Origin of the sequence: Streptomyces corynorhini (genome assembly GCF_003346515.1) — a bacterium.
Lineage (GTDB): Bacteria > Actinomycetota > Actinomycetes > Streptomycetales > Streptomycetaceae > Streptomyces > Streptomyces corynorhini.
Genome location: NZ_QQNA01000006.1, coordinates 17642 through 30725, shown reverse-complemented (window position 1 = coordinate 30725; position 13084 = coordinate 17642). Strand labels below are relative to the sequence as shown.

At 71.9% G+C, this 13084-nt stretch carries 8 protein-coding genes; 6 read left to right on the top strand and 2 right to left on the bottom strand.

Going from position 1 to position 13084, the window contains the following annotated elements:
• The first annotated feature begins 27 nt into the window (after window positions 1-27).
• Window positions 28-3822 carry an AAA family ATPase gene (locus DVH02_RS01395; RefSeq protein ID WP_114621815.1) on the top strand — a complete coding sequence of 1265 codons (3795 nt, stop codon included), beginning with the start codon at window positions 28-30 and terminating at the stop codon, window positions 3820-3822.
• 239 nt (window positions 3823-4061) lie between these two features.
• Entirely contained in the window at window positions 4062-5483 is a 1422-nt protein-coding gene (locus DVH02_RS01390) for a sugar porter family MFS transporter (RefSeq protein ID WP_114621814.1), read from the top strand.
• Window positions 5484-5487: 4 nt separating this feature from the next.
• Here DVH02_RS01390 and DVH02_RS01385 read toward each other — a convergent pair whose 3' ends face one another.
• Window positions 5488-6954, bottom strand: a complete 1467-nt coding sequence (locus DVH02_RS01385) for a cytosine permease (protein WP_114621813.1) — start codon at window positions 6952-6954, stop codon at window positions 5488-5490.
• Between the two features lie 171 nt (window positions 6955-7125).
• Here DVH02_RS01385 and ftsY point away from each other — a divergent pair, with 171 nt between their 5' ends.
• A complete protein-coding gene (gene ftsY / locus DVH02_RS01380; RefSeq protein WP_114621812.1) occupies window positions 7126-8328 on the top strand; it encodes a signal recognition particle-docking protein FtsY in 1203 nt (400 codons plus the stop codon).
• Window positions 8329-8479: 151 nt separating this feature from the next.
• Here the strand turns inward: ftsY and DVH02_RS01375 are convergent, their stop codons facing one another.
• Window positions 8480-9151, bottom strand: coding sequence for a bifunctional DNA primase/polymerase (locus DVH02_RS01375; RefSeq protein WP_114621811.1), 672 nt, complete (start codon window positions 9149-9151; stop codon window positions 8480-8482).
• A gap of 487 nt (window positions 9152-9638) precedes the next feature.
• Here DVH02_RS01375 and nsdA point away from each other — a divergent pair, with 487 nt between their 5' ends.
• The 3 genes from nsdA (at window position 9639) to DVH02_RS01360 (ending at window position 13077) form a co-directional block, all read left to right on the top strand.
• Window positions 9639-11117, top strand: a complete 1479-nt coding sequence (nsdA, locus tag DVH02_RS01370) for a transcriptional repressor NsdA (RefSeq protein ID WP_114621810.1) — start codon at window positions 9639-9641, stop codon at window positions 11115-11117.
• A gap of 335 nt (window positions 11118-11452) precedes the next feature.
• On the top strand, window positions 11453-12742 hold the full coding sequence (locus DVH02_RS01365) for an ammonium transporter (RefSeq protein ID WP_114621809.1): 1290 nt from the start codon (window positions 11453-11455) through the stop codon (window positions 12740-12742).
• Entirely contained in the window at window positions 12739-13077 is a 339-nt protein-coding gene (locus DVH02_RS01360) for a P-II family nitrogen regulator (protein WP_114621808.1), read from the top strand. Before DVH02_RS01365 ends, DVH02_RS01360 begins: the two co-directional genes overlap by 4 nt.
• Window positions 13078-13084 lie beyond the last annotated feature (7 nt).

Genomic DNA, 13084 nt, shown 5'->3' with positions numbered 1-13084 from the left:
GATCCGCGCCGGGTAGAGTCCGGCGGCGTGCACCTCAAGGCCATGACCCTGCGCGGTTTCAAATCCTTCGCCGCCGCCACGACACTGCGCTTCGAGCCCGGTATCACCTGTGTCGTGGGCCCGAACGGGTCCGGCAAGTCGAATGTCGTGGACGCGCTCTCCTGGGTCATGGGAGAGCAGGGCGCGAAGTCCCTGCGCGGCGGAAAAATGGAAGACGTGATCTTCGCGGGCACCACCGGAAGGCCACCGCTCGGCCGCGCCGAGGTCTCTCTCACCATCGACAACTCCGACGGCGCGCTGCCCATCGACTACGCCGAGGTCACCATTACGCGGATCATGTTCCGCAACGGCGGCAGCGAATACCAGCTCAATGGCGATACCTGCCGCCTGCTCGATATCCAGGAACTCCTCTCCGACTCCGGTATCGGCCGCGAGATGCATGTGATCGTCGGGCAGGGCCAGCTCGACTCCGTCCTGCACGCCGATCCGATGGGCCGCCGCGCCTTCATCGAAGAGGCCGCCGGGGTACTGAAACACCGCAAGCGAAAAGAGAAGGCGCTGCGGAAACTGGAGGCGATGAAGGCGAATCTCGCCCGCGTCCAGGACCTGACCGACGAACTGCGCCGCCAGCTCAAGCCGCTCGGACGGCAGGCCGCGGTCGCCCGGCGGGCCGCCGTCATCCAGGCCGACCTGCGCGACGCCCGCCTGCGGCTGCTCGCCGACGATCTGGTGACCCTGCGTGAGGCGCTGCGTACGGAGATCGCCGACGAGGCGGAACTCAAGCGCCGCAAGGAGGCCGCGGAGACCCGGCTGAAGGCCGCGCTGACCCGGGAGACGGAGCTGGAGGGCGAGGTGCGGCGGCTCGCGCCCCGGCTCCAGCGCGCCCAGCAGACCTGGTACGACCTCTCCCAGCTGGCCGAACGGGTACGCGGCACGATCTCGCTCGCCGACGCGCGGGTCACCAGCGCCACCGCCGCGCCCCCGGAGGAGCCCCGTGGCCGCGACACGGAGGACCTGGAGCGCGAGGCCGCCCGGGTCCGCGAGCAGGAGGCCGAGCTGACCGCCGCGCTGGAGGCCGCCGAGCACGCGCGCGAGGACACCGTCGCGCACCGCGCCGAGCTGGAACGCGAACTCGCCGCCGAGGAACGCCGGCTCAAGGACGCCGCCCGCGCCCTCGCCGACCGCCGCGAGGGGCTCGCCCGGCTCTCCGGCCAGGTCACCGCCGCCCGCGGCCGGGCCGCCTCCGCCCAGGCGGAGATCGGCCGCCTCGCCGCCGCCCACGAGGACGCCGCCGCGCGCGCCGCCGCGGCGCGCGCGGAGCACGATCAGCTCGCGGCCGAGGTGGCAGGACTGGATTCCGCGGACCAGGAGCTGGCGCACCGGTACGAGACGGCCCGGCGCGCGCTGTCGGAGGCCGAGAGCGCGCTGACCGCCGCGCGCGAGGCCGCCACCGCCGCGGAACGCGCCCGCGCGGCGCTCGCCGCCCGCCACGACGCCCTCGCCCTCGGGCTGCGCCGCAAGGACGGCACCGGCGCGCTGCTCGACGCCCGCGACCGGCTCGGTGGGCTGCTCGGCCCGGCGGCCGAGCTGCTGACCGTCGCCCCCGGCCACGAGGTCGCGGTGGCCGCCGCCCTCGGCGCCGCCGCCGACGCCATCGCCGTCTCGGGCCGCGCGGCCGCCGCCGAGGCCATCAGGCTGCTGCGCCGGGACGACGCGGGCCGGGCCGCGCTCCTGCTGGGCGGCGCGGTACCCGAAGCGGTGGCGGGCGAAGCGGCCGTACCCGAACCGGTGGCGGGCGAAGCGGCCGTACCCGAACCGGTGGCGGGCGAACCGGTGGCGGGCGTCCCCGGCCAGGCCACCGAACCCCCCGCCCGGCCGGAGCCCCCGGCCGAGCCCCCGTCCGAGCCCCCGTCCGGCACGGTCCCGCCGCAGGGCGCGGGATCCGGCGGCGGGGGCGGCGCGCGGCGGGCGGCGGCCGAGGAGCCGGGCGCCGTACGTACCGCCGTCCGCGCGCCCTACGTCGCCGACCTCGTCCGGGGCCCCGCCGAGCTGATGGCGGCCGTGGGACGGCTGGTGCGTGACACCGTGGTCGTCGCCACCCTCGAAGACGCCGAGGAGCTGCTGGCCGCGCACCCCGCGCTGACCGCCGTGACCGCCGAAGGCGACGTGCTCGGCAGCCACTTCGCGCACGGCGGCTCGGCGGGCGCGCCCAGTCTGCTGGAGGTCCAGGCGTCCGTCGACGAGGCCGCCGCCGAACTGGCCCGGCTGGACGTACGGTGCGCCGAACTCGCCGAGGAGCAGGGCGCGACCGCCGAGCGCCGCGCCGGATGCGCCGCGCGCGCCGAGGAGCTGGACGGCCTGCGCCGGACGGCCGACCGGGAGAGGTCCGCCGTGTCGGGACGGCTGGGACGGCTCTCCGGACAGGCCAGGGCCGCCGAGGCCGAGGCCGAGCGCACGGCCGCGGCCGTCGCCCGCGCCGAAGAGGCGCTGGAGCGCGCCACCGCCGAGGCCGAGGAGCTGGCCGAACGGCTGCTGAGCGCCGAGGAGTCCTCGCCCTTCGGGGAGGGGGACGACGAGCCGGACACCTCCGTACGCGACCGGCTCGCGGCCGACGGCGCCAACGCCCGGCAGACCGAGATGGAGGCGCGCCTCCAGGTGCGTACCCACGAGGAGCGGGTGAAGGGCCTCGCGGGCCGCGCCGACGGCCTCGACCGGGCCGCCCGCGCCGAGCGCGAGGCGCGGACCCGCGCGGAACGCCGCAGGGCGCGGCTGCGCCACGAGGCCCGGGTCGCCGGCGCGGTCGCGGCGGGCGCCCGGCAACTGCTGGCGCACATCGAGGTGTCGGTCGTACGCGCCGGGACCGAGCGGGCCGCCGCGGAGGAGGCCAGGACCCTACGGGACCAGGAGCTGACCGCCGAGCGCGAGCGGGGCCGCGTTCTCACGAGCGAGCTGGACCGGCTCACCGACTCGGTGCACCGGGGCGAGGTGCTCGGCGCCGAGAAGCGGCTGCGGATCGAGCAGCTGGAGACCAGGGCCCTGGAGGAACTCGGCGTCGAGCCGGCCGGGCTGATCGCCGAGTACGGGCCCGAGGAGCCCGTACCGCCGTCACCGCCCGCCGAGGGCGAGGAGCTGCCGGACGACCCCGAGCACCCGCGCCACCGCCCGGTGCCCTACGTACGGGCCGAGCAGGAGAGGCGGCTGCGGGCGGCCGAACGGGCGTATCAGCAGCTCGGAAAGGTGAATCCGCTGGCCCTTGAGGAGTTCGCGGCGCTGGAGGAGCGCCACCGGTTCCTCTCCGAGCAGCTGGCCGACCTGAAGAAGACCAGGGCCGATCTGATGCTGGTCGTCAAGGACGTCGACGAGCGGATCGAGCAGGTCTTCACCGAGGCGTACCGGGACACCGCAGAGCAGTTCGAGGGCGTCTTCTCCCGGCTCTTCCCGGGTGGCGAGGGCCGACTGGTCCTGACCGACCCGGCGAACATGCTCACCACCGGAGTGGACGTCGAGGCCAGGCCGCCGGGGAAGAAGGTCAAGCGGCTGTCGCTGCTCTCCGGCGGCGAACGGTCGCTGACGGCGGTGGCGCTGCTGGTGTCGATCTTCAAGGCCAGGCCCAGTCCGTTCTATGTGATGGACGAGGTGGAGGCGGCGCTGGACGACACCAACCTCCAGCGGCTGATCGGGATCATGCGGGAGCTGCGGGAGAGTTCCCAGCTGATCGTGATCACGCATCAGAAGCGGACCATGGAGGTCGCGGACGCGCTGTACGGGGTCTCCATGCGGGGGGACGGGGTGTCCAAGGTCATCAGCCAGCGACTCCGGTGAGCCGGGACCGCGTCGGCCCGCGTCCCCTGCCGCATGAGGGGTCCATGCTTTGAACATCATGTGTGGGTGGTGGTCAGGAATATGTCCGAGGTGCCCCCGAATATCACTTCATGAAGTGAAGGCATAACCTCGTTCGCGTTGCTTTTCCCTTCAAGTGGTGCCTGTGGCGACGTCATGTACCACTGGAAGGGCTCACCCCCCACGCCCGGCGACGCAGCCGGGCGGCCCCAGGAGAACACGTGACCAGCACAGCGCAGGTTCCGCCGTCCGGAGGCCGAGCGGCTCATCCGGACCATCTCGGCCATGTCATCTTCATCACGGCGGCCGCCGCGATGGGCGGTTTCCTCTTCGGCTACGACAGCTCGGTGATCAACGGCGCCGTGGAAGCCATCCGCAGCCGCTACGACATCGGCTCGGCCGCTCTCGCCCAGGTCATCGCCATCGCCCTGATCGGCTGCGCGATCGGGGCGGCCACCGCGGGCCGGATCGCGGACCGGATCGGCCGCATCCGCTGCATGCAGATCTCCGCCGTGCTCTTCACCATCAGCGCGGTCGGCTCCGCGCTGCCGTTCGACATCTACGACCTCGCGGTCTGGCGCGTCATCGGCGGCTTCGCGATCGGTATGGCGTCGGTGATCGGCCCGGCCTACATCGCCGAGGTCTCCCCGGCCGCCTACCGGGGCCGGCTCGGCTCCTTCCAGCAGGCCGCCATCGTCGTCGGCATCGCCATCTCCCAGCTGGTGAACTACGGCATCCTCCAGCTGGCCGACGGCGACCAGCGCGGCAAGCTGCTCGGGCTGGAGGCCTGGCAGTGGATGCTCGGCGTGATGGTGATCCCGGCGCTGCTCTACGGTCTGCTCTCCTTCGCGATCCCCGAGTCGCCGCGCTTCCTGATCTCCGTCGGCCGGGTGGGCCGCGCCAAGGAGGTCCTCGCCGAGGTCGAGAGCAAGGACGTCGACCTGGACGCCAGGGTCGCCGAGATCGAGCAGGCGATGCGCCGTGAGCACAAGTCGACCTTCAAGGACCTGCTGGGCGGCGGCGGTTTCTTCTTCCTGCCCATCGTCTGGGTGGGCATCGGGCTCTCGGTCTTCCAGCAGCTCGTCGGCATCAACGTCGCCTTCTACTACTCGGCGACGCTCTGGCAGTCGGTCGGCATCGACCCGTCCAGCTCGTTCTTCTACTCGTTCACGACCTCGATCGTGAACATCATCGGCACTGTGATCGCGATGGTCCTGGTGGACCGGGTCGGCCGCAAGCCGCTCGCGCTGACCGGCTCCATCGGTATGGCGGTCGCGCTCGCCTGCGAGGCGTGGGCGTTCTCGGCGAAGCTGGTCGACGGCAAGCTGCCCGGCACCGAGGGGACCGTCGCGCTGATCGCGGCCCATGTGTTCGTGCTGTTCTTCGCGCTGTCCTGGGGCGTCATCGTCTGGGTCTTCCTCGGCGAGATGTTCCCCAACCGGATCCGCGCCGCCGCCCTCGGTGTCGCCGCCTCGGCGCAGTGGATCGCCAACTGGGCGATCACCGCGAGCTTCCCCAGTCTGGCCGACTGGAACCTGTCGGGCACCTACGTCATCTACGCCTGCTTCGCCACGCTCTCCATCCCCTTCGTGGTCCTGTTCGTGAAGGAGACGAAGGGCAAGACCCTGGAGGAGATGGGCTGAACCGTCACACGGGCAGCCGCTCCGTACCCTCTCCGGCCCCTGCCCCCGCCGCCGGCCCGGCGGCGGGCGCGGGGGTCGTCGCGCGCTCGCGCGGCAGCACCGCGTACAGCGCCGCCGCCACCAGCGCCGTCACGGCCCAGCCCAGCCCGTTGCGCCCGATCCAGGTCCCGGCCAGCGGCCCGGCGAACCACTCCACCTCGGTGAAGAGCAGCCCCACCACCAGCGCCGCGCCCCAGGCCGCCATCGCCGACGGCGCGAAGCCGCCCCGGTACCAGTAGGCGCTGGTGCGCCCGGTGTCCAGCAGCGCCGTCCCGTCGTAGGTACGCCGCCGGAGCATGTCCACGCCGAACACGCCGATCCACGCGGAGAACGCCACGGCGAGCAGCGTCAAAAACGAGATGAACGAGCCGATGAAACCGGTGGCCACCACCATCAGCAGGAAGCCGAGGACCAGGCTGATCACCGCGTTGACACTCACGGCCCACGCGCGGGGCACCTTGATGCCCAGGGTCTGCGCGGTGAAGCCCGCCGAGTACATCGACATCGAGTTGATCAGCACCATGCCGACCAGCGCGATCAGCAGGTACGGCACCGAGATCCAGGTCGGCAGCAGCTCGCCGATGAAGGACACCGGGTCCCGCGCCGCGGCCAGATCCGGCGTGGCGACCGCCATCACCGCGCCCATCAGCACCATCGGCGCCACCACGATCCCGGCGCCGCCGATCGTCGAGCCGACCATGGCCCGGCCGGAGGCGGTACGCGGCAGGTAGCGGGTGAAGTCCGGCCCCGAGGGCACCCAGCTGATCCCGCCCGCCGCGATCGTGCCGATACCGGCGATCATCGCGGCGGTCGATCCGGCCGGCCTGGCGAAGACGGCCGACCAGTCCGTGTGCGTGAGGAGATGGATCAGCACCAGCACGCTGAACGCGCCGAAGAGATACGCGGACCACTTGCTGCACACCCGCAGCGCGTTGATGCCCAGCCCCGAGACGAGGAAGGTGCACGCCACGAAGAGCAGCAGCGTCACCACGATCAGCGGCGTACCGCTCCGCACCCCGAAGAGCAGGTCCAGCACCGACAGCAGCGCGTAGGCGCCGGTCACCGCGTTGATCGTCTCCCAGCCCCAGCGGGCCACCCAGATCAGCGTCCCGGGGAAGCGGTTGCCGCGCTGGCCGAAGACGGCGCGCGAGAGCGCCATCCCGGGCGCCCCGCCGCGCTTCCCGGCCACGGAGATCAGCCCCACGATGCCGTAGGAGACGACGGGCGCCGCCAGGGCGACGGCCAGCACCTGCCAGAGGTTCAGACCGTTGAGGACGATCAGCCCGGCGCCCATGGTGAGCAGCAGCACGCTGATGTTCGCGGCGACCCAGGTGGGGAAGAGCTGCCGGACGTGACCGGTGCGCTCGCTGTCGGGGACGGGCTCCAGACCGCGGGTCTCTATCGCGCCTTCGGATGCGGAGGCGTGGGGCATGAAGAGGCTCCGTACAGAGGTGGGGGCTCCTGGGGGAGGCGGAGTCCGGGCGATGCCCAGAACCACCAGCATCGTACGTACAGGGCAAAAGGTCCATATCGCAATCGCGTCGCCGGTTCGGTCCCGCCGAATCCGGGGCCGGGGGCGGTCGTGGCTGATACTGGGTGGGTTATGGAAACCGTCATCCTTGTTGTAGTCATCGCCCTGGTCGCCATCGGCGCCATCGGCGGGCTCGTGGTCGGCACCCTCAAGAAGAGGAAGCTGCCGCCCCCGGAGTCGTCGAGCACGCCGACCATCACCGCTCCGCCCGCCGAGCCGCATGTCGGTGACGAGGCGGAGACTCCGCGCGACGAACCGCGCCGCACCATCGAGGAGGTCGGCCTCCCGGACTCCGGTGGTGCGCCGGTCGTCGTCGAGGAGCCGGCCGCGCCGCCCGCGATCGAGATCCCCGAGCCGTCCGCCGGCCGGCTGGTCCGGCTGCGCGCGCGGCTCGCCCGCTCGCAGAACTCCCTCGGCAAGGGGCTGCTCACCCTGCTCTCCCGGGAGCACCTGGACGAGGAGACCTGGGAGGAGATCGAGGAGACCCTGCTGACCGCCGACGTCGGCGTCGCGCCCACCCAGGAGCTGGTGGAGCGGCTGCGCGAGCGGGTGCGGGTGCTGGGGACGCGCAGCCCGCAGGAGCTGCGCACCCTGCTCGCCCAGGAGCTGGTGCAGCTGCTCGACCCGCAGCTCGACCGCGTCGTGAAGACCGAGAGCGGGCTGGACACCCCGGCCGTCGTGATGGTCGTCGGCGTCAACGGCACCGGCAAGACCACGACCACCGGCAAGCTGGCGCGGGTGCTCGTCGCGGACGGGCGCTCGGTCGTGCTGGGGGCGGCGGACACCTTCCGCGCCGCCGCCGCCGACCAGCTCCAGACCTGGGGCGAGCGGGTCGGGGCCCGTACGGTACGCGGCCCGGAGGGCGGCGACCCGGCGTCGGTGGCCTTCGACGCGGTCAAGGAGGGCATCGCCGAGGGCGCGGACGTCGTCCTGATCGACACGGCGGGCCGGCTGCACACCAAGACCGGGCTGATGGACGAGCTGGGCAAGGTCAAGCGGGTCGTGGAGAAGCACGGTCCGCTGGACGAGGTGCTGCTCGTCCTGGACGCCACCACCGGGCAGAACGGGCTGGTGCAGGCGCGGGTGTTCGCGGAGGTCGTGGACATCTCCGGCATCGTGCTGACCAAGCTGGACGGCACGGCCAAGGGCGGCATCGTGATCGCGGTCCAGCGGGAGCTGGGGGTGCCGGTGAAGCTGGTGGGGCTGGGCGAGGGGGCGGACGACCTCGCGCCGTTCGAGCCCGAGGCGTTCGTGGACGCGCTGATCGGCGACTGAGCCGACGCGGGCGGGAGGGGGAGCGGGACCGCGGGCCGGTCCCGTCTCCCCGCCGGGTGCCGGACGCCGGGTGCCGGACGCCTGGCGCTGGACGCCTGGTGCTGGACGCCGGACGCCGGGTGCCGGGCGCGCTGTGGGGCCGGGCGCGCGGTTACGCCGTGGCCGAGCGGTGGCAGATGTACGCCAGGGTGCCGAGCAGCAGCCGGGCCTGGGGCGGGTCGGCCGCCGTGTCCAGGGACGGCGGGCGCAGCCAGCGGACCGGGCCGAGACCGGCCACCCGGGACGGCGGGGCCGCCACGTGCGACCCGGGCCCCAGGGCGTGCAGGTCGAGGTCCGCGTCGTCCCAGCCCATCCGGTAGAGCAGCTGGGGCAGTTCGGCCGCGGCGCCCGGCGCGACGAAGAAGTGCGCCCGCCCCGCCGGAGTCGCCAGGACCGGCCCCACGGGCAGCCCCATCCGCTCCAGCCTGACCAGCGCCCGGCTGCCCGCCGACTCCGCCACGTCGATGACGTCGAAGCACCGGCCCACCGGGAGCAGCACCGCCGCGCCCGGCACCCGGGACCACGTAGCGCTCACCTCGCCGAGCGTCGAGCCCGCCGGGATCTCGTCCTGGCCCAGCGGGTGGGCGCCGGGCGCGGCGCAGCCGGGATCGCCGCAGGAGCATCTTCCGTCCGTCCCCGGGGCGCCGGGGACCACGTCCCAGCCCCAGAGCCCGGTGTACTCCGCCACCTCGGTGCACTCCGTGGCGCGGCCGCGGCGGCGCGAGCCGGAGCGCATCTCGCGGATGCCGCCCATCGTGCGGATACCGCCGATCGTGAAGACCATGCCCCCTCCAACGGGTTGGACTCGCCGGTGGTTACGACCTGGCGCACGACAGGGAGTGGGCCAAGTCGTTACGACTCGCAGTGTGCCCGTTACACTCCGTCGCCACCGGGGCGATTCGGGTGGCGCCAAGAAGCATTGACGGCGCGCGCTGCGATTCATGCGCCCCGAAATGCCCCTGTGCGCCGTCCCTGACCGTGGCGTGTCAAGTCAATCGCGCTTTGTCGGGGGCGAGTTCATTCGAAGGGGTGGCGAATGGTGGCGATTGTGCCGCCGGCCTCGCTGAAGGGGTGATCGTAGGATTACTTTCGGTGCACGGGGTTCGGGAGAGATGCGCCCATGGGTATGCCAAGGGCAACTCGGTTTCCTGTTCGAAGGGGCACAAGCTCCGGACAGACGGCCGTCGCTCGCGGCATTCTGATAGCGGTTCGCGCGGTGACACCTTCAACGCGGCAGGGCTTCACAGGTTTCGGTGGATGGGGGCTTTCCAGTGGACGGCAGTGGCGCAGACGGTACGAACTCCGGCAAGCGTCCGAATGGGCAACTCGACTCGTGGTTCCTGCGCAGCGGCTGGTCCAAGGGCGAGCTGGCGCGGCAGGTCAACCGCAGGGCCCGCCAGATGGGCGCGCACCACATCAGCACGGACACCTCCCGCGTACGCCGCTGGCTCGACGGCGAACAGCCGCGCGAGCCGATCCCGCGCATCCTCTCCGAGCTGTTCTCCGAGCGCTTCGGCGCCGTCGTCGCGGTCGAGGACCTCGGGCTGCGCTCCGCGCACCAGTCGCCCTCCGTCTCCGGCGTCGACCTGCCGTGGTCGGGCCCGCAGACCGTCTCGCTGATCAGCGAGTTCTCCCGCAGCGACCTGATGCTGGCCCGCCGCGGCTTCCTCGGCAGCTCACTGGCGCTGGCCGCGGGCCCCGCGCTGGTCGAGCCCATGCAGCGCTGGCTGGTGCCCACCCCGGCCGGTGACTCCGGCCGTGGCGAGCCCCGGCCGGAGCCCCTGCCGCGCTCCACCCGGCTGTCAGGACCCGAACTCGACCTGCTGGAGTCGACCACCGCGATGTTCCGCGGGTGGGACGCCAAGTGCGGCGGCGGACTGCGCCGCAAAGCCGTCGTCGGCCAGCTCCACGAACTGACCGACCTCCTCCAGGAACCGCAGCCCGAGGCCACCTCCCGGCGGCTGTTCCGGTGCGCCGCCGAACTCGCCGAGCTGGCGGGCTGGATGAGCTACGACGTCGGGCTCCAGCCCAACGCCCAGAAGTACTTCGTGCTCGCCCTGCACGCAGCCAAGGAGGCCGGGGACAAGCCGCTCGGCTCGTACGTCCTCTCCTCCATGAGCCGCCAGATGATCCACGTCGGCCGGCCCGACGACGCGCTGGAGCTGATCCATCTCGCGCAGTACGGCAGCCGCGACAGCGCCACCCCCAGGACCCAGGCGATGCTGTATGCGATGGAGGCGCGGGCCTACGCCAATCTGGGCCAGCCGAGCAAGACCAAGCGCGCCGTCCGGATGGCCGAGGACACCTTCTCCGACATCGGCCTGGACGGCGAGCCCGAGCCCGACTGGATCCGCTTCTTCTCCGAGGCCGAGCTGAACGGGGAGAACGCCCACTCCTACCGCGACCTGGCCTATGTCGCGGGCCGCAGCCCCACCTACGCCTCCCTCGCCGAGCCGGTCATGCGGCGCGCCGTCGAACTGTTCGGCAAGGACGAGGAGCACCAGCGGTCGTATGCGCTGAACCTCATCGGGATGGCCACCGTCCACCTCCTCAAGCGCGAGCCCGAGCAGTCCACGGCCCTTGCGGAACAAGCCATGGAGGTGGCCGGCAGCGTGCGCTCCGAACGCGTCAACACCCGGCTGCGCAAGACGCTCTCCACGGCCGCCAGGGACTTCGGCGACGTCGGCGACGTCATCGACCTCACCGAGCGGATCGCCGCCCGGTTGCCCGAGTCCGCGGAGGCCGTCTGACCGACGGGCGCCCTCGCACGGCCCGCGCCCGGCCCCAGACCCCGGCCGCGGCTCTCACCCCGTACAGCCCGACACGGCTCCCCCGCCGCCAGGACAGCAGGGTGACGGCCGCGGCCGGTTTTCGATGCTCCGGCGACGGCCGCGGACGGTAGCCGCGGTCACCCCGCCGGACCCGCCGGTTCATCGGCTCGTAACACGCGGGACGCCTTCGTCACTGCCGTGAAACATCGAGCGGCACTGGCCGAAACCGCGCTGCGCCAATCTCCTCAGCACAGTCGGCCCCAGAAACCTGAGCATCCGCACGGGCCGTTCCGACCCACGAGGAGACGCTGGCCTTGAATGGCGCAGATACCGCATTCGTACTGATCAGTGCCGCGCTCGTCATGCTGATGACGCCCGGCCTGGCATTCTTCTACGGCGGCATGGTGCGGGTGAAGAGCGCCCTCAACATGCTCATGATGTCCCTGATCTCGCTCGCGATCGTCAGCGTCGTGTGGGTCCTCTACGGATACTCACTGACCTTCGGCGACGACATCGGCGGCGGGCTCCTGGGCAACCTGGACCACATCGGCTTCAAGGGCATCTCGGTCGACCTCCTGACCGACGGCAAGACCGGAATCCCGGTCTTCGCCTTCGCGCTCTTCCAGATGATGTTCGCGATCCTCACCCCGGCCCTGATGAGTGGCGCGCTCGCGGACCGCGTGAAATTCAGCGCCTGGGCGCTGTTCATCACCCTCTGGGTCTCCGTGGTGTACTTCCCGGTCGCCCACTGGGTCTGGAGCAGCGACGGCTGGCTGCACAGCCTCGGGGTCATCGACTTCGCCGGTGGTACGGCGGTCCACATCAACGCCGGTGTCGGCGCCCTCGCCGCGGTCCTCGTGGTCGGCAAGCGCATCGGATTCAAGAAGGACCCGATGCGGCCGCACAGCCTGCCGCTCGTCGTCCTCGGCATGGCGCTCCTGTGGTTCGGCTGGTTCGGCTTCAACGCCGGTTCCGAGCTGGCCGCCGACGGCACCGCCGCGCTCATGGCCTTCAACACCCAGATCGCCACCGCCGCCGCGATGATCGGCTGGCTCGCCTACGAGCGGATCCGGCACGGCGCGTTCACCACGCTGGGCGCCGCCTCCGGCGCCATCGCCGGTCTCGTCGCGATCACGCCCTCCGGAGCCAACGTCAGCCCCTTCGGCGCCCTCCTCATCGGTGTCGTCGCCGGCGCCGTCTGCTCCTGGGCCGTCAGCCTCAAGTACAAGCTCGGTTACGACGACTCCCTCGACGTCGTCGGCGTCCACCTCGTCGGCGGTGTCATCGGCACCCTGCTCGTGGGCCTGCTGGCCACGGACGGCATGGGTGGCCTGGAGCAGCTCGGCAAGCAGGCCGTCGGCGCCTTCTCCGTCATGGCGTACTCCTTCGCCGTCTCCTGGATCCTCGCCAAGATCGTCGACGTCACCATCGGCTTCCGTGCCTCGGAGGACGACGAGACCAGCGGTGTCGACATGGCGTACCACGCGGAATCCGCCTACGACTACAGCGCGGTCGGGGGCTCCCCGTCCGGCCGTAGTAGCGTCGCCGCCCCCAGCCAGGACCGGACCGTCGCCTCCGCGACGAGCAAGAAGGTGGACGCATGAAGCTCATCACCGCAGTCGTGAAGCCGCACCGGCTGGACGAGATCAAGGAAGCCCTCCAGGGCTTCGGCGTCCAAGGGCTCACGGTCACGGAGGCCAGCGGATATGGCCGTCAGCGCGGCCACACCGAGGTCTACCGGGGTGCGGAGTACACCGTCGACCTCGTACCGAAGATCCGTATCGAGGTACTGGTCGAGGACGACGACGCCGAACAGCTCATCGAAGTGGTGGTCAAGGCCGCCCGCACCGGCAAGATCGGTGACGGGAAGGTATGGAGCGTGCCGGTCGAGACGGCGGTCCGGGTGCGGACCGGCGAGCGCGGCCCGGACGCACTTTAGAGACGGG